Origin of the sequence: Flavobacterium artemisiae, assembly GCF_042678225.1 — a bacterium.
Taxonomy (GTDB): domain Bacteria; phylum Bacteroidota; class Bacteroidia; order Flavobacteriales; family Flavobacteriaceae; genus Flavobacterium; species Flavobacterium artemisiae.
Window position 1 is genome coordinate 89054 of record NZ_JBHUDZ010000016.1, and the last position, 17285, is coordinate 106338.

A 17285-nucleotide genomic window follows, 5' to 3' on the forward strand; every position below is an offset into this window, starting at 1 on the left:
AATTTTAAATTTGCTACAATGATGGTTTCGCGCCAGGTCTCTGTGACTTGGGATTTAGCGCCATCATACAATTTCTGACGATTGCTCTTTTTGCCAGTTCGATCTTAAAAGAGTTATGTTCATAGCCCTTTGCACCTTCTAAAATAAGCTCGGCGGAAGCTGCAAAATTTTCACGGCTTGGTTCTTTTCCTTTCAAAAAATCTTCTGCTTCGGGAACACGCCATGGTTTATGTGCGACTCCGCCTAAAGCAATTCGTGCTTCTTTTATAACACCTTCAATTATATCGAGCCCTGTTGCAACTGAGACCAGTGCAAAAGAGTACGAACTCCTATCTCTTAATTTTAAGTACGAATAGTATTTTTCAAATCCTTTAACGGGAAGATCGATACTGGTAATGACTTCTCCATGTACCAGATTATTATCTCTATTAGGTGTATCACCCGGAAGCCTGTGAAAATCGGCAAATGGAAGTACTCTTTCCCCATCAGGACCGCTGATATTCACGATGGCTTCTAAAGCCGTAAGTGCCACACACATATCCGAAGGAAATACTGCAATACAGTTATCGCTCTGCCCTAAAATGGCATGGATTCGGTTGTATCCATTAATTGCAGCACATCCCGAACCAGGATCGCGTTTGTTGCAGGGCGTGTTGATATCATAAAAATAATAACAGCGGGTTCGCTGCATGAGATTGCCACCATTGGTTGCCATATTTCTGATCTGCGGTGAAGCACCCGCTAAAATTGCTTTTGAAAGCAAAGGGTATCGCTCTTCAATAATCGGGTCGTAAGCTGTATCGGCATTGGTGTGAAGTGCCCCTAGACGGATTCCTCCATTGTCAAGACGGATAATTGAATTACAATCTTTTACAGGATTGATATCAACCAATTTATCTGCCTTAGTAATAAAATATTTTAGCAGGTCATTTAGATTTGTTCCTCCTGCTACAATTTTATTTCTGATGTCACCATTAAGCTCATTTACGGCATCAGAAATATCATTAACCTTTATATAAGAGAAATTATTCATGATAACCTCCTTCCTTCACCGCCATAACAGCATCTATAATACCTCTGTTTGCACCGCATCGGCAGAGGTTGCCAGACATTAGTTCTTGTACTTCTTCCCTGCTCTGAGCTTTGTTTTCCTGCAGCAATCCCACAGCGCTGCAGATCTGTCCGGGCGTACAATAACCGCACTGAAAAGCATCATGTTCGATAAAGGCTTTTTGAAGGGGATGCAGATTTTGACCATCCGAAAGTCCTTCGATGGTTGTGATTTGTGCACCGTCTTTCATAACGCCCAAAGTCAGGCAGCTTAAGATTCTTTTTCCGTCGGCCAAAACGGTACAGGCACCGCACTGTCCGTGGTCACAGCCTTTTTTGGTACCTGTTAAAGCTAAATGCTCTCTTAGAACATCCAGCAGTGAAACCCAAGGCTCCAAACTCAGCGAATAGGATGTGCCATTAATATTAAGGGTGACGGGTTGCGTATTACTTGTTTTCATTAGCAGGAAATTAAAATGTGATCTCTTATGGAAAGAAGATTGAAAGTAAAACCTTTAAAAATCATTAAGTTATATGATTTCATTAAGGATTTGTCAAATTCCAACCGCGAACAATTGGTTATCTGAAGAAATAGACAGAAAAGACTGTTATACAAACTTTCATTTTTGTTTTCATAACTCTAAAAAAAAGAAATGAGAAACTTAGCTTGTTTATAAGTAAAATTACAGGCCGATCATAAGAACTTGTAATTTAAATGCTGCAATCATTAACCATAATTATATAAAAATCAGCACGATGACTTTTTTAAATTGACTACTTAATTTAAATTTAAATGGGTTATGGAAAATCATCATCAATATGCACTTATTACGGGTGCTACAGAAGGAATTGGATTCGAGCTTGCAAAGCTGTTTGCCAAGGACGGATATAATCTGATCATCGTTGCCAGAAGTCAGGCTGAGCTGGATGCAACAGCTTATGAACTCAAACAATATGGGATTAAGGTAATTACGTTTGCAAGAGATCTTTTTATAAAAGATGAAGTTTTTGCTTTATGTCAAGAGTTAGAAGAAAGCAGAATTGAAGTAAATGTATTAGTCAATAATGCTGGACAAGGTCTCTATGGACTTTTTAAAGATACTGACCTTAATCGGGAATTAGACATAGTGCATCTCAATATTAATGCTGCCATTATACTTACTAAACATTTCCTTCGTAAAATGCTGCTTCGCAATGAAGGCAAAATTCTCAACCTTGCTTCAATAGCGAGTAAAACTCCAGGACCTTGGCAGTCGGTATATCACGGAACAAAAGCCTTTATTCTTTCTTTTTCTGAAGCTCTTCGTTCTGAATTGGAAGACACAAACATCACAGTAACGGCACTACTGCCTGGTCCAACTAATACAGACTTTTTCAACAAAGCTGATATGAATGAAAGTAAAGCTATTCAGGACAAGGATTCATTGGCCGATCCAGCAGATGTGGCTAAAGACGGATACAATGCTTTAATGGACAATAAGGATAAAGTAGTATCAGGCTTTAGCAATAAATTAAAAGTCGGCATGAGCAATCTTCTTTCTGACAGCTTAAATGCAGAGATGATGAAAGAACAGCAAAAACCAGTAAGTAAGGATGATTAAAATAGTTTTTCTAAGCATTCGTAAAAACTTTCAATCATTCGCAAAGTGATTTGGAAATTGCTCTTTGGAGGTCATTAAAAAATCCCATTTCAAACGAAGTGGGATTTTTTAATGTCATTTTCTATCTATCCGATCGCGCGGATTTGCAATCCGTGCCCGCAAAGTTGCGTACACGCAAAAGTTTAGCATTTCAAAATAAATTCAATAACACCTAATCATTCTTTCTTAGACTGAAGAGAGTATAATTGACGAAATCACTTTGCGGGCACGGATTACAAATCCGCGCTATCGTTACGGAGATAACTTATCATAGAGCTCGTGATTAATTCGACCACTAAACACTTCAATAGGTTTGATTTCATTAACTTTGCATTATGAAAGAAAAAACAGTTCGAAGTGTTTCTGAGTTTAATAATGAACTTAAACTAAAAGGTTTCAAAGCCTTTCAGATAGAAGATGACAGCCATGCCACCCGCATTTACAGCAGAAAGGATTTCTTTAAAATATGTCTGACTACCGGACATAGTAAAATTCATTATGCAGACAAAAGTTTTGATCAGCACGGGACCATATTATTTTTCGGGAATCCGCATATACCCTACTCTTGGGAAACCATTTCGACGCAATATACCGGTTACACTATTTTGTTTTCTGAGGAATTCTTAAAGCAGTCTGATCGATCTGAAAGCCTTCATCAATCACCTTTTTTTAAAATTGGAGGAACACCTGTTCTCCATATTTCTGAAGAACAAAGATTGTTTCTCAACACTCTTTTTCAAAAAATGATCGAGGAACAAAAAAGTGATTATGCTTATAAAGATGAACTTATTCGCAGTTATATTCAGCTTATTATTCACGAATCGCTCAAACTGCAGCCTTCTGAAAATCACAATGAACCCAAAAATGGAACAGCCAGAATTGCTTCGGTATTTCTGGAACTTTTAGAAAGACAATTTCCTATAGAAAGCGCTGACAATCCTTTAACGATGTCAACCGCAAAAGATTATGCCGAAAACTTAAACATTCACGTTAATTATTTAAACCGTGCAGTTAAAGAAATTACCGGCAGATCGACTACATCGCATATAACGGAAAGAATAACCACAGAAGCAAAAGCATTATTACAGCATACCGACTGGAATATTGCCGAAATTGCGTATGCTCTCGGTTTTGAATATCCGACTTACTTTAACAACTTCTTTAAAAAACATACCAATACCAATCCGAAATCGTTCAGGGAAACTGAGGTTTGAAATTCTTAATTTTTGGTTTGATATTCTTTAACGACACCCAATGGTGTCGTTTTAATTTTGTAGCTGTAATTAAAACGTATCAATTAGATGAAAATAACAGCATTAGTGGTCTTGTCCTTTTTCGTTATCGGACAAGCAGTGGCACAAAACAAAGAATCAATTCAAAATAAAAAGAAAATGAATACAACAGAAGAACATTATACTTTTCAGTTAAGTAATAAAGTAACACGCCAAAAAGTACATTTTAAGAACCGTTATGGTATTGTACTTTCGGGAGATCTTTATCTTCCAAAAAATACAGACCAAAAATTACTTGCTGCACTAGCGATCAGCGGTCCTTTTGGAGCCGTAAAAGAACAATCTTCTGGTTTATATGCCAATCAAATGGCGGAACGCGGCTTTGCAGCATTGGCTTTTGATCCTTCTTATACAGGCGAAAGCAGCGGCGAACCTCGTAATGTAGCTTCACCAGATATCAATACCGAAGATTTTAGCGCTGCGGTCGATTTTTTAGGTTTACAAAAAAATATAGATCGAGAAAAAATCGGAATTATCGGCATCTGTGGATTTGCAGGTTTTGCTCTGAATGCAGCCGCAGTCGACAAACGTATCAAAGCCATTGCAACAACAAGTATGTACGACATGACCCGAGTAATGTCTAAAGGTTATAATGATGTCGTTACTTCAGAACAGCGTACAAAAAATCTGGAACAACTGGGATTACAGCGCTGGAAAGATGCAGAGAGCGGTAATTTTGCATCTTCTGCAAACAACCTGCCTGAAAAAATTACTGGTAGCGAACAACAATTCGTAAAGGAATATTTTGATTATTACAAAACACCGCGAGGATTCCATGTTCGTTCCATCAATTCTAATGCATCGTGGACAGCTACTATGCCCATTTCATTCATGAATATGCCAATTCTTTCTTATATCAAAGAAATCAGCCCAAGACCTATACTGATGATTGCGGGTGAAAATGCACATTCAAGATATTTTAGTGAAGACGCTTTCAAAGCAGCAGCAGAACCAAAAGAATTAATGATTGTACCAAATTCAGTCCATGTGGATTTGTACGATAGACTGGATAAAATTCCGTTTGAAAAGTTGACTGCGTTTTTTCAAAATAACTTAAAATAAACTCCTGATAGATGGATTCAGACAAAAATACTGAAGACGTTTTTAGCAGACTTTTAAAAGGTGAAATCATAACGCCACAAGATCCTGAGGCGCATCGTCTTCGAGAAGCGGCTTATGTAACCAAAGAGCTGCTTCTTAAAATGAATAATTCAAGCGATCCTCTTGAAATCAGATCAATTCTAAGTCAGATTACGGGCGCTCCTATTCACGAAAGTACAACGATATTTACGCCTATTGCTATTAACTATGGCAAAAACATAAAATTTGGAAAAAATGTTTTTATTAATTTCAACTGCACGATTTTGGATCTAGGAGGAATTATTATTGACGATAATGTTTTGATTGCACCAAATGTAAATCTGATTTCTGAGGCTCATCCTTTAGAGCCAGAAAACAGACAATCACTTGTGCCTGGTCTTGTACACATTAAAAAAAATGCATGGATTGGAGCAAATGCCACAATTCTCTCAGGTGTTACCATTGGAGAAAATGCTATTGTCGCTGCAGGCGCTGCTGTTGTAAAAGATGTTCCTGATAATGCTATTGTTGGAGGCATTCCGGCAAAAACTATAAAAATGGTCTAAACTGATGCAATAGCAAAAACTGAAATAAAATGAAAAAAATAATCATAATACTCTTTTCCGCAGTAATTTTAACTGCATGCAATTCTAACATAAATACTATGAATACAACCGAAATATTTCCAAAGGGAGACGCACTTCCAAATGATTGGTTTACAGGCAATGCCTTTTTAAAACCATTAGTTGGTAAAGATAAAAATAACGAATTTTCAGCAGGCAGCGTTACATTTGAAGCTGGTGCTAGGACAAATTGGCACACGCATCCAAAAGGTCAGGTTTTAATTGTGATTGAAGGTCAGGGACTTTATCAAGAAAAAGGTAAACCTGCCGTAATAATAAAAAAAGGGGATGTTGTAAATATTCCTGAAAACACAGAACATTGGCATGGAGCTGGTGCAGCGACCAAAATGGTTCATATTGCCATCACTAATTTTAAAGATGATGTCCAGGTAACTTGGCTTGAGCCTGTTAGTGATGAACAATATAATGATGCAAATAAAAAATAATTGAAACAGCCATTGATATTAAAGCCAAAAACTACCTTCTGGCTTTTTTACTGTTGGAAAAAAGAAATTTATTTATACTACAAAACCTCTTATTATTATATGATTACCATTAATTAAATGTTTAAATCATATAAACTCTCCATAATATGATATAAGCTAAGTTTAAACATTTTCATGAATTTTATGATATAAAATCATAATTAATATGAAGACGAAATTTAAAAAAGGGCAAGAAGTTAGACAGGAGTTTGGCGGACCAGTTATGAAAGTGATTGGCCTTGAACCTGAACTTATAGAGAATGTTATTACCCAATGGGAAGATGAAGAGGGCACTATAATTACGGGAAAATTTATGGATTCTGTTTTAGTAGATGCACAGGAAATTCCAAAAGCCTGAAATAAAAAAAGAGCGGAATATAATTTCCGCTCTTTTCTTAACTATTTGTAGAGGCACTTCCTGTGCTCCCTGCTCCTCCGCTGTTGTCATTACCGCCGTTTTCCTCGCTGTCGGTTTCATCCCATTCTCTTTCGTCTCCCCAATCACCCGTATTAGGCTTTTGCGACTGATCTCTTTCTGTTTCTCCATGATCATTTTCATCATTGTTAGAATGCATTTCGAAACCTAATATTGTCGACAACTCTTGTTCTTGTATCTTTTTCATTTTTTAAAGTTTAGAAAGAGCCCGTAATCTAAAATTATTTGGACTACAGGCTCTTGAAGTTTTACTTATAAAAATTATTTTTCTGAATCTTCTTCCGAAGCATCAAAATTAATAGTATTGTAAGCCGCCTCTGTTAAAAGGGTATCTGCTTCTTTCTCTTCTTCTAAAGTTTGCTGTAATAAAGCTGCAGCATCATCTTCTTCTAAAGTTAAAGCGAATGCGGCAAGCGTACCGTAAGAGGCAATCTCATAATGTTCAATTTTTTGAGAAGCAGCGATAATTCCAGCATCACGTACAGGGCCTTGCTGCGTTTCTTCCATAATACTTTCTCCTTCTTTGATCAAACCTTCCATTGCATCACATTTTTTTGCAGCTGCTTTTTCTCCCAAGATTTCAAAGACTCTTTCTAATCTTTCAACTTGACTTTCTGTTACTGTCAAATGATCGTTGATTGCTGTAATAAGATTTTCTGAAGTGGCATTTTTAGCCATTTTTGGAAGTGCTTTAGTTAAGGCTTTCTCAGCCCAATAAATATCTTTTAAAGAGTCAATAAATAAATCTCTTAAACCTTCCGCAGCATCAGATTTAGCTTTTACTGTTCTTCCTTTTGATTGTGTTGCAGTAGATGTTTTTGAAGCAGCTGTTTTAGATGCTGATTGTTTTGCAGGAGTTTTTGTGCTTGATTTTTTAGTTTCTGTAGTTTTCATAATAATGTCTTTTAATAATTAACTATTTCAAAATTATTTTTTAGCGCTCATTAATTCTTACAAAATTTCAAAGGCGTTTTACAAAATAAGCACTATAACTATCTCGTTATCAATAGCTATTTTGTAAAAATTGAGTTTTATTTTATAAAAATTGCTTCTAATGTATTTTTAATTATATAATTCAAAAAAGATAAAATTATGATTGCAGCAGATAACATGATTGATTTTTGAGCTTTGGAAAGTCAGTACCAAAAAATCACATTCGTGATATTGAAGCTTATATAAATCGGAGAGAGAAAATAAAGTGAATTAAACAAAAAAAACAGCCTCTAATAGAGACTGTTTTTGTCAAATTATATTCATTTAAAAATCTTAATTCAGCTCCAAACAGCTAATTAAAATATTATTTTACATCAAAACGGTCAAGATTCATCACTTTATTCCATGCAGCAACAAAATCAGCTGTAAATTTCTCAAGTGAATCGCTGACAGCATACACTTCAGCCACAGCTCTAAGTTCAGAATTTGAACCAAAAACTAAATCAGCACGAGAAGCTGTCCATTTTTTCTCGCCTGAACTGCGGTCTAAACCGTGATAAAGTTCTTTATCTGGTGAAGCAGCTTTCCATTGGGTACGCATATCTAATAGATTTACAAAAAAATCATTAGTAAAAACACCAGGACGATCTGTAAAAACTCCTGTGTCTGAACCATCAAAATTACTGCCTAAAACTCTCAAACCTCCTATAAGCACTGTTAACTCTGGAGCGGTAAGTGTTAGCAGCTGTGCCTTGTCTATAAGTAGAGCCTCAGTCGAAACCGAATAATTGCCTTTTTTATAATTACGGAAGCCGTCTGCAATAGGTTCAAGATATCCGAATGATTCAATATCTGTCATCTCTTGCTGTGCATCAGTTCTGCCGGGAATGAAAGGAACTTCCACTGAAATGCCGGCTTGTCTAGTGGCCTTTTCAATTCCTACTGCACCTCCTAAAACGATTAAATCAGCAAGTGAAACTTTTTTATTATCAGACTGTGAAGCATTAAACTCATTTTGAATATTTTCCAGCACAGCCAGCACTTTATTCAGTTCTGCAGGATTATTAACCTCCCAGTCTTTCTGCGGCGCCAGTCTTATTCTGGCTCCGTTAGCTCCTCCACGTTTATCAGACCCTCTAAAAGTTGATGCTGAAGCCCACGCAGTTCTTACAAGCTCCGAAATACTTAAACCAGATAATTCTATTTTTGATTTCAGCAATGCAACATCGCTATCTCCTATCGGTGTATGTTCTACAGCTGGTAATGGATCCTGCCATAATAAAACCTCATCTGGGACTTCCTCGCCAAGGTACAAGACTCTCGGTCCCATATCACGATGGGTAAGTTTAAACCATGCTCTTGCAAATGCATCGGCAAACTCATCTGGGTTTTCAAAAAAACGACGTGATATCTTCTCAAACTCAGGATCCAGTCTAAGGGACAAATCTGTGGTAAGCATCGTCGGCAGATGTTTTTTTTCATTGTCAAAAGCGTCTGGAATGATGGCCTCGGCGTTTTTTGCCACCCACTGATGTGCTCCACCAGGACTTTTTGTAAGCTCCCATTCAAATCCAAAAAGGTTTTCAAAGAAATTATTGCTCCATTGAGTAGGTGTTTTAGTCCAAGTAACTTCTAATCCGCTGGTGATCGTATCAGCACCTTTACCAGAACCAAAATTATTTTTCCACCCAAAACCCTGCATTTCAAGATCTGCTGCTTCCGGCTCGTTTTCAACATGGTCAGATGTAGAGGCTCCGTGAGTTTTCCCAAAAGTATGTCCTCCGGCTATAAGAGCAACTGTTTCTTCATCATTCATTGCCATACGTCCAAACGTATCACGAATATCTTTAGCTGCAGCAATCGGATCAGGATTACCATCGGGTCCTTCCGGATTAACGTATATTAATCCCATCTGCACTGCTGCGAGAGGTTTCTCAAGATTACGGCTGTGAATTCCACCATCTGGATCATCATCAGATACCAGTACACTGTGTTTCGCTACACCTTCCGAGCCATGTGCGTAACGATCATCTCCTCCAAGCCACACTTTTTCTGATCCCCAGTAAACATCTTGTTCAGGTTCCCAAACATCTTCACGCCCTCCGGCAAAACCGAATGTTTTAAAACCCATGGACTCTAAAGCAACGTTACCTGTTAGTATAATAAGATCGGCCCAAGAAATCTTATTTCCATATTTTTGTTTTATAGGCCAAAGCAGTCTTCTTGCTTTGTCTAGACTCACATTATCAGGCCAGCTGTTTAAAGGTGCGAAACGCTGCTGTCCAGCACCTGCACCTCCTCGGCCGTCTCCTACACGATAAGTTCCTGCGCTGTGCCAGGCCATACGTATAAAAAGCCCGCCGTAATGTCCAAAATCTGCCGGCCACCAGTCTTGTGAATCTGTCATTAATTCATGGAGATCCTTTTTTACTTCCTTTAAATCAAGGCTTTTAAAAGCTTCAGCATAATTAAACCCTTTGTTCATCGGATTCGACAACGAAGAATGCTGTCTGAGTATATTAATTCTTAATTGATTGGGCCACCAATCTTGATTTTTTGTCCCCTCGCCTGCAGCTGCCGACTGCTCTTTAACACCATTGTGAAATGGGCACTTACTAATGTCATTTTTTTCGTTTTCCATTTTTAAGTTTTTTGATAATTTATAATTTAACAACAATCTAAAGCTTCCAAAATATTAAAGTGACTCAAACATTTAAGTTTTTATAAATCACTGATCAGAAGCATTCCTGACAAATGTACAGTGCTCTATGTTATCGAAGCAAACTGATATTTTCTAACATCATATAGATAAAATCTAACAGTATTTAAAAAATAAATTAAATGCAGCTGACGCAAAAAACTTAATCGCATCCAATAACCAATTATTGTTTGTTAGGTAAAACACAGACATTTTTCTTTCTGAGAATACTTTCAGGCAAAGAAGCGGTTATCGATTCTTTTAATGCTTCAATAATATTACTTTTAATAAAATGACTAGAACGTACAAGACCGATTTCCCTTACCGGAGAAGGAGCTGCAAAACTGCTGAGCTTATCTGCTTGCTTTTCATTAAGATTCAAAAGTGACAGTTCTGGCAGTATTGTGGAACCTAAATTTAAGTCAGCCATCTGACGTAAGGTCTCTATACTTCCAGACTGGTATTCAATTCTTAGATCAGTAGGACTTTTAATCCGCAGCTCGCACAGATTTAAAACCTGATCCCTCAGGCAATGTCCTTCTTCCAAGAGCAGAAGCCTGTTAATATCAATATCTTTGGGCATAATGAATTTCTTTTTTTTTCCAGAATTTCCGTTTAACGCTCCGTAATGAAAAAATTCTTCATAGAAGAGTGTCTCTGCAACAAGGTCTTTATCCTCCACAGGGAGTGCCAGAATACCGACATCGATATCTCTATTTTTTAGTTTCTCTGTGATTTTTTCGGTTGTCATCTCATTTATAACCAGTTTTACATCTTGATAAGTATCGGTAAATCTGTGTATAAAAAGAGGCAGCAGATACGGCGCAAGTGATGGTATAATGCCAATTTTTATTTCACCTTTAATCTGTCCGCTTTCCTGTTCTATAATTTCTTTAATCCTGTTAAGTTCTCGAAGTGCTATTTTTGCCTGATCAATTATTTTAACGCCTGTTTCTGTAGGAACTACGGGCTGGCGGCTTCTGTCAAATAAAACTGCTCCTAGTTCCTCTTCCAGCTTTTTAATCATTCCGCTCAAAGTTGCCTGTGTCACACAGCATGCGTCTGCAGCTTTTAAAAAGTGACGGTATTTATCAACTGCGATGATATAGTCCAACTGTTGTATATTCATGAATTTTGAATAAATTTTAATAAAAAAATAGTACCTGATGCAGCATGTTGTAACATCTAATAAAGCCTCTATAAAACATCAGTACTTCTGCCCATGCATGAAATCTGCTGAACACATTTACTGTTTTAAGTGCTCAAGAATCATTCAAAAATTATTATTATAAATCAAAAGAAACTCTTCTTTTGATTTATTAAAGCGTTTTTAAACTGTCTTCAAAATTTAGTAAATTCTAATAAAGCTAAAACTTTTCCAAATAAAAACCTAAACTAAATATCGCATTTTTAACACATTAACTTTTTACATTATAATGAACATTGCAAATACTAAAGCCCCGATCTGAAATCGGGGCAGTTTTATTGGATGTCTAGATTATCCAAAGAGGATTGGTTTATTACAATTTAATGCGATAGATAAAAAAAGGAGGTCTGCCAGTGTCTGAGCTGCCTGTAAAAGCAGGAGTAGTATAGAGCTGGTTAACCGAAATATACAAATAGCCGTCTTTTGAAAGGGCTAGATTATCCGGCCAGTTTAATTTTGGGTCGCTAATAAAATCCTGCAGACTGCCCGAGGCATCCAGTTTACTGATGCCAAAACCTGTGAGATTTGTAATATAGTGACTGCCATTCTGATCTGTTGCCACGCCGTCGCTGAGAGGCTTGTCTCCAAATTTTACAATTGCTTTGCCGATAGTTTTATCATCTGCACCTTCTCTGAATAATTTCGCTGGAACCTGATACCATTTTGTACCATTCATGGCACCAAAGAAAATAGTTTCCCTATCATTGGATAATGTAATGGGATTAATCCCTACCCTAGCTGGTTTTCCGCCAAAGTTGATCACTTTTCCATTGATAACCATATCCACATCTTCTAACTGCAAGGCATGATCACCGCTGAAACGCCTTGCTTTTTTGGTTGTAAGATCAAGTGCAATTATTCCGGGATTGGAGATGTCGGCTAGATATACCCATCCTCGTGATTCATCAACAGCCAGGTCTTGAATAAAGCTTCCTTTGGGTGCTATTTTTTGGTCAAACTCTATTGTCGTTGTTATCTTATTCTTCTTCAGATCAAAATCGTACAGCCTTGTTCTGCCTAACTGCAACCCCATATCAATCATCCAAAGTTTGTTTTTCTTGTCTACAACTATGCCAAGCGGTGTATCGAAAGTTTTCGAGCTCGCTGGCTTTCCATTTTTCTGCAAGTCTGCAGAAGGATAAGGAACAGCTCTTCCCTTTATAATTTCCACCAGCTGTTCCTTAGGATCTCCAAGCGGATGAATCGTCGCAAATACTCTTCCCTCTTGGCTCACTGCCACATTCCCGGGGCGTATATCATCAAATTGGGCTACCACTTCCAGAGGATTATGGACCTTTTCTGTACTCTGCTCTTTTGTGATTCCTAAATCACTTTTTAAAATAGCCGAAGTGCCTTGGGCATAACTGCCGAAAAAAAACAAACTGGCTGTTACAGCTATAATACTGCTTTTACGTGTTTTCATAATGTCTAATTTGTTATATTTTTAAATCCATTATTTCCTGATACCGGAAACTTGAATGACAAAATTATACCAGAAAAAGCTGTATTTATAGTATTAATTTGCTTTCTTATAGTATAAATTTGCTGAGAAAGTGATTAGAATTATGATACGAACCAATCTTCTGTATGAGCCCTACAGTATTCATTTTGAAACTATGGATGTTTTTCCCGATACAAAGGGAAAAAAGAACTTCTTTGAGCTGGTCTTTGTCTTGTCTGGAAGCGGTCAACATTGTCTGAACCAGCATAGCTTCAGTTATAAAGAAAATCACATGTTTTTACTCACACCGCAAGACTGCAGTAAATTCTCTATTGAAGAAACTTCTACTTTTTTCTTTTTACGCTTCAGTAACATTTACCTCAGCAAAAACGGATTTTCAGGAGATATAATCCGCCGGCTTGAATATATCCTGCACAATGCAAACCATAAACCAGGATGCATCTTAAAAAACCAAAGCGACAAAACAATCATTCGTCCTGTAGTGGAAGCTCTCATACGCGAAGCAGTGAACAATGATATACATCAGCAGGAAATAACATTACAGCTCATCAATACCCTTATTGTTATTGTAGCACGTAATATTGCCAAATATCTTCCTCATAAAATAGAAAGCATAACAGAGGAGCGAATCATAGAAATCCTGAATTACATCCATCGTAATATTTATGAACCTGCCGCAATACGCACCGAGAAGATCTGCCGTGTATTTGGAATTTCTGAAAATTATCTAGGTAAATATTTTAAACAGCATAATGGCGAAACCCTGCAATCCTACATTAACAATTACAAGGCATCTCTTGTAGAACACCGTTTAAAATACAGCGACCTCCGTATGAACGAAATTGCCGGCGAATTGGGTTTTACAGATGAAAGCCATCTAAACAAATTCTTTAAGCTGAAAAGGGGAATAAGTCCGCGAAATTATAGAATCGATTTCCAGAAAGAACAACATGTTTTTAATAAATAATGGCACATAAGTGTGGAAAGTAAATTCAGTAAAAAATTGGATTTCTAAGGTTCGACTATATCAAAAAAAAATACTAGTATTACTTCGCTTTATTTTTCCTTATTTTAAAGGCTAATAATTATATCATCTTCCTGTAGGGATTTTAAAAAATCACCAGCTGTAAATGCTTCTGCTAATGTCGCGACGCCTTTTCTTTTAGATTTCCTAGACAAGATTCTATTTACTGCTTCCACTACTAAGGGTGCGGTCACTGCATAAATATCCTGACCTTGAGCTGCAATTTTTCTTTCTATATCATCTTTGCGCGCCACTACTTCAACACAAAATCGCTGAGATGATCTGTTCTTTTCATCAACAGGTTTTGGTTCTGGGGTACTGTCGTTTCTAAGATCGTCCAAAGAGTTGCGGCTCAAATAGGTATTGATTGTATTTACATTCAAATGGCGCGAAATAGTAATTATTTCTGAGAGCGGAAGACTCACAACTTCCTTACGTCCAATCGGGATTTTAAAATCCCATTCTTTTGAAAGAGTCTGTTCAAGTTCCTGTAGACGGTTATCTTTAAAAGTCAGTCTTTTGTAATGATTTCGATCTCCTGTTAATCTTGTTCCTTTTGTGGGATGCCATGAATCCAAGCCTATGTAAACATCGATTTCGTCTGTATAATCCCAATCATCTGTTATTACAGCTGCCAGCAAATCGGCTAATCCTCCATAAAAAGCGGCTGCCGGAATTACTAAAATATTTTTATCTTCTGCTTGTTCTGAAAATTCCTCAAAAATATCCAGTACTGCTTTTTGTTCTGCTGCTAAATCTATATAATGGCTTCCTGTTCGTAACGCAGATTTAACTATTGGCGCAGCGGTATCCAAATAAGGTCCGGCACAATTTATAATAATTGCAGCCCCGCTAAAAGCATTGTCTAATGATGCAGGTTCATGAATGTCTGCAGCTTTAACCTCTAAATCAGGGAAAACGTTATTTAAAACCAGTAGTTTCTCTAAATCTCTTCCAGAAAGAAGCAGATTTTTATATCCCTGTCTGTAAAGTTCGGCCACAATAAATTTTCCCGTATGTCCGTAAGCACCGTAAATTGCAATCCTATTTTTCATAAATTATAATTGTTTAAGATACTCTTTATCTAATGTTGTTTTTAATAGTTCAAAACTTCTAATTTTTATTTAATAAGCAATAAATTACTATGCACAGTGATCAGCTCTTGCATGGATCGCTTTAAATGAATGCTTCATTTCATTCATCCAATATTATAGATTGAAGCGCTTCAATTCGGTTAGAAAATATTTAAGTAATTCTCAAACAAAGGAAACAATATAATATCTTTACTACAAGTACGTACAATAAAGTATCCTATATACCAAAAGCATACTAATATTGATTAGCAATGTTTTAAAAATAATAAAAATGGCAAAAAAAATTAATGTAAAGGCATATTGTCCAGTAGATTACGCATTTCAGAGAATCGGTGGCAAATATAAAGGCCGAATTTTATGGTCGTTGAAGGATGATATTTTGCGCTATGGAGAACTAAAAAGAACAATTGAAGGAATTACGCCGAAAATGCTGACCCAAACCTTGAAAGAATTGGAAGCTGATGGACTAATTTTTAGAAAAGTATATCTAGAAGTTCCGCCTCGAGTTGAATATTCTTTATCTGAAACTGGTATCGAATTAATTCCTTTCATCAACCAAATGAGTCAATGGGCAGAAAAACAAATGGCTTTGATGCTATGAGCATAAATCGCGATGCTGTGTGTGTACTCACTTTTAGCAATTATATCTATTTCTTATAAAGTTTAAAACAGGGAGTTAAGAAAATATATTTGATCAAAACACCAAGAACTAGTAAATTCAAACTGCTTGAAGATTTATGAAATAAAAAAAACTATTTTTGAGAAGAAAAAACATCGGTACTCGTCAAACCTGCCAGCCTAATTTAGGATAAATAATTTGGACATCTTTAACCTTAAACCCAAGCCAAAAATAATTTTATGAAAAAAACATTCTTCTCTGTTTTTATATTAATTCTAACTATCTCTTGTTCAGAGAAAAAAACGAACAAAGAAAATAGCATAATTAAAAAAAGTAAATCCGATACGGTTGCTAAAACAGCTAATACTGAAATAGAAAATAATCCTGATTGTGTATTTGATAACAATTACAAAAAAGTAACGGAAGAATGGCTGGATGAACTTGAAATCAAAAACTATGTTTGGGATGCAGAAATTAACAAAGCAAAATTAATATATGATGGTGATACTCTTACTGTATTTAAAGGCGGATGCAACCATTTTATCAGTTCAGTAGAAATTAAAACTGACATTTACCCAAATAAGGAATTAGACACTTCTTTAATACGAAAAATCAATGAGATAGCATGTAAATTTAAATTTGATAATTATTGTAAAAAACTTATTGACGGCCAATTTAAAAGAAATAATACTAGTAATTCATCATTCTTTTTGGAGTTTGAAGATGATGATCCAGAAGATAATTTAATCTCTGAAGGCATAGAAATTTTAGAAAAGAAAAAAAGCACAATTATTAAAATATCAGAGTATTATAATTGAAACCTGTACTGTAATGTTAATTTAAAAATGGAATCAAAAAGTTACGATTTTAAAGTACTGGCAGTTCAATTGTCGTGATAATGCATTTTAAAGAGCAGGTCTTATAAAAATGTAATAAAACTGCCGAAATATCTTTTTTTAACCTTTTTCCATCTGCCGTCTGTAAATGCAGTATCTTTATGAAAATAGAAAAAATCTAAACTTCAGCAAGTTATTCCAGATTGCTGCTCCTTTAACTAGTAAAACCTTTACTCTATGAAACGATCCATCTATAAAATCATCTGTATATTGTTGCTGCTGGCTGTTGGCTCAGTACAGGCCCAGAAGAAAGACTCTGATAAATGCCGCTATACCAAAACACCTCAGGGATACCTGATGGTGCTTCGGGAAGGTGACAATGTACTGAATCTTCTTGAAGGTCTTGCCAAAGAAGAAAAGATTTCGGCTGCTTATTTTACTGGCATCGGTTTTGCGCAGGAGGCTGTGTTTGGCTTTTATGACTTCGAAAAAAAGAAATTTAACCCAAAATCGTTTTATAAGGTTGAAATGGGGAGCCTTACCGGCTCTCTGGCTTGGAAAGAAGGCAGTCCTTCACTTCACATACATGGTGTGGCTACTGATAAAGATTTCAATGCCTTCGGCGGGCATATATTAGCCCTTACAGTAGGCACTGGTTCGATGGAAATCTACATTACTACTTATAATGAGAAACTTGAAAGAAAAACAGAACAGCCCCTGAACGCTAATGTACTGCAGCTTCCCTGCATTCAATAAACAGCTTATTGTAAGGTATCGTCGCCTAACATTAAATCTGTACAAAAGCC

18 protein-coding genes and 1 pseudogene are annotated in these 17285 nt (G+C 36.4%); 11 read left to right on the forward strand and 8 right to left on the reverse strand.

All coding sequences use genetic code 11. The features are described from left to right. Positions 1–13: 13 nt before the first annotated feature. Together ACFSC2_RS16950 and ACFSC2_RS16955 are read right to left on the reverse strand one after the other, a co-directional pair. Positions 14–1033: an FAD binding domain-containing protein gene (locus tag ACFSC2_RS16950; protein WP_379815522.1), complete on the reverse strand. Its 1020-nt coding sequence runs from the start codon at positions 1031–1033 to the stop codon at positions 14–16. Then, positions 1026–1511, reverse strand: a complete 486-nt coding sequence (locus tag ACFSC2_RS16955) for a (2Fe-2S)-binding protein (RefSeq protein WP_379815523.1) — start codon at positions 1509–1511, stop codon at positions 1026–1028. Before ACFSC2_RS16955 ends, ACFSC2_RS16950 begins: the two co-directional genes overlap by 8 nt. A 339-nt stretch (positions 1512–1850) precedes the next feature. Between ACFSC2_RS16955 and ACFSC2_RS16960 the strand changes: the two genes are divergently transcribed. The 7 genes and pseudogenes from ACFSC2_RS16960 to ACFSC2_RS16990 all read left to right on the forward strand — a co-directional run bounded on the left by ACFSC2_RS16960 (position 1851) and on the right by ACFSC2_RS16990 (position 6528). Then, positions 1851–2651, forward strand: coding sequence for an SDR family NAD(P)-dependent oxidoreductase (locus ACFSC2_RS16960; RefSeq protein WP_379815524.1), 801 nt, complete (start codon positions 1851–1853; stop codon positions 2649–2651). A 374-nt stretch (positions 2652–3025) separates the two neighbouring features. Next, on the forward strand, positions 3026–3904 hold the full coding sequence (locus tag ACFSC2_RS16965) for a helix-turn-helix domain-containing protein (RefSeq protein WP_379815525.1): 879 nt from the start codon (positions 3026–3028) through the stop codon (positions 3902–3904). A gap of 87 nt (positions 3905–3991) precedes the next feature. Then, entirely contained in the window at positions 3992–5044 is a 1053-nt protein-coding gene (locus ACFSC2_RS16970) for an alpha/beta hydrolase (RefSeq protein WP_379815526.1), read from the forward strand. An 11-nt stretch (positions 5045–5055) separates the two neighbouring features. Next, positions 5056–5628, forward strand: coding sequence for a DapH/DapD/GlmU-related protein (locus ACFSC2_RS16975; protein ID WP_379815527.1), 573 nt, complete (start codon positions 5056–5058; stop codon positions 5626–5628). Between the two features lie 29 nt (positions 5629–5657). After that, positions 5658–5711: pseudogene (locus ACFSC2_RS16980) on the forward strand (lipoprotein); the annotation flags it as partial. Positions 5712–5726: 15 nt separating this feature from the next. Continuing rightward, positions 5727–6131: a (R)-mandelonitrile lyase gene (locus ACFSC2_RS16985; RefSeq protein WP_379815907.1), complete on the forward strand. Its 405-nt coding sequence runs from the start codon at positions 5727–5729 to the stop codon at positions 6129–6131. Positions 6132–6336: 205 nt separating this feature from the next. Next, complete coding sequence (locus tag ACFSC2_RS16990) at positions 6337–6528, forward strand: hypothetical protein (RefSeq protein ID WP_379815528.1); 192 nt, start codon at positions 6337–6339, stop codon at positions 6526–6528. Positions 6529–6565: 37 nt separating this feature from the next. Here the strand turns inward: ACFSC2_RS16990 and ACFSC2_RS16995 are convergent, their stop codons facing one another. From ACFSC2_RS16995 to ACFSC2_RS17015, 5 genes are all read right to left on the reverse strand, one after another. After that, the gene (locus ACFSC2_RS16995) at positions 6566–6793 is read right to left on the reverse strand and encodes a hypothetical protein (protein WP_379815529.1); all 228 of its coding nucleotides are present in this window, start codon (positions 6791–6793) and stop codon (positions 6566–6568) included. 74 nt (positions 6794–6867) lie between these two features. Continuing rightward, entirely contained in the window at positions 6868–7500 is a 633-nt protein-coding gene (locus ACFSC2_RS17000) for a YciE/YciF ferroxidase family protein (RefSeq protein WP_379815530.1), read from the reverse strand. Between the two features lie 403 nt (positions 7501–7903). Continuing rightward, a complete protein-coding gene (gene katG / locus ACFSC2_RS17005) occupies positions 7904–10180 on the reverse strand; it encodes a catalase/peroxidase HPI (protein ID WP_379815531.1) in 2277 nt (758 codons plus the stop codon). Between the two features lie 241 nt (positions 10181–10421). After that, the gene (locus tag ACFSC2_RS17010) at positions 10422–11366 is read right to left on the reverse strand and encodes a hydrogen peroxide-inducible genes activator (protein ID WP_379815532.1); all 945 of its coding nucleotides are present in this window, start codon (positions 11364–11366) and stop codon (positions 10422–10424) included. Positions 11367–11757: 391 nt separating this feature from the next. After that, positions 11758–12867 (reverse strand): L-dopachrome tautomerase-related protein, encoded by a 1110-nt coding sequence (locus ACFSC2_RS17015; RefSeq protein ID WP_379815533.1) that lies wholly within the window; start codon positions 12865–12867, stop codon positions 11758–11760. Positions 12868–13009: 142 nt separating this feature from the next. Between ACFSC2_RS17015 and ACFSC2_RS17020 the strand changes: the two genes are divergently transcribed. Then, positions 13010–13873, forward strand: coding sequence for a helix-turn-helix domain-containing protein (locus tag ACFSC2_RS17020; protein WP_379815534.1), 864 nt, complete (start codon positions 13010–13012; stop codon positions 13871–13873). 104 nt (positions 13874–13977) lie between these two features. Here ACFSC2_RS17020 and ACFSC2_RS17025 read toward each other — a convergent pair whose 3' ends face one another. Continuing rightward, on the reverse strand, positions 13978–14985 hold the full coding sequence (locus tag ACFSC2_RS17025; RefSeq protein ID WP_379815535.1) for a saccharopine dehydrogenase family protein: 1008 nt from the start codon (positions 14983–14985) through the stop codon (positions 13978–13980). A 304-nt stretch (positions 14986–15289) separates the two neighbouring features. On the opposite strand from ACFSC2_RS17025, the gene ACFSC2_RS17030 reads away from it, so the two are divergent. The 3 genes from ACFSC2_RS17030 to ACFSC2_RS17040 all read left to right on the forward strand — a co-directional run bounded on the left by ACFSC2_RS17030 (position 15290) and on the right by ACFSC2_RS17040 (position 17235). After that, positions 15290–15625: a winged helix-turn-helix transcriptional regulator gene (locus ACFSC2_RS17030; protein ID WP_379815908.1), complete on the forward strand. Its 336-nt coding sequence runs from the start codon at positions 15290–15292 to the stop codon at positions 15623–15625. Between the two features lie 257 nt (positions 15626–15882). Then, positions 15883–16461 carry a hypothetical protein gene (locus tag ACFSC2_RS17035; protein ID WP_379815536.1) on the forward strand — a complete coding sequence of 193 codons (579 nt, stop codon included), beginning with the start codon at positions 15883–15885 and terminating at the stop codon, positions 16459–16461. A gap of 255 nt (positions 16462–16716) precedes the next feature. After that, a complete protein-coding gene (locus ACFSC2_RS17040; protein WP_379815537.1) occupies positions 16717–17235 on the forward strand; it encodes a PPC domain-containing DNA-binding protein in 519 nt (172 codons plus the stop codon). The last annotated feature ends 50 nt before the right edge of the window (positions 17236–17285 follow it).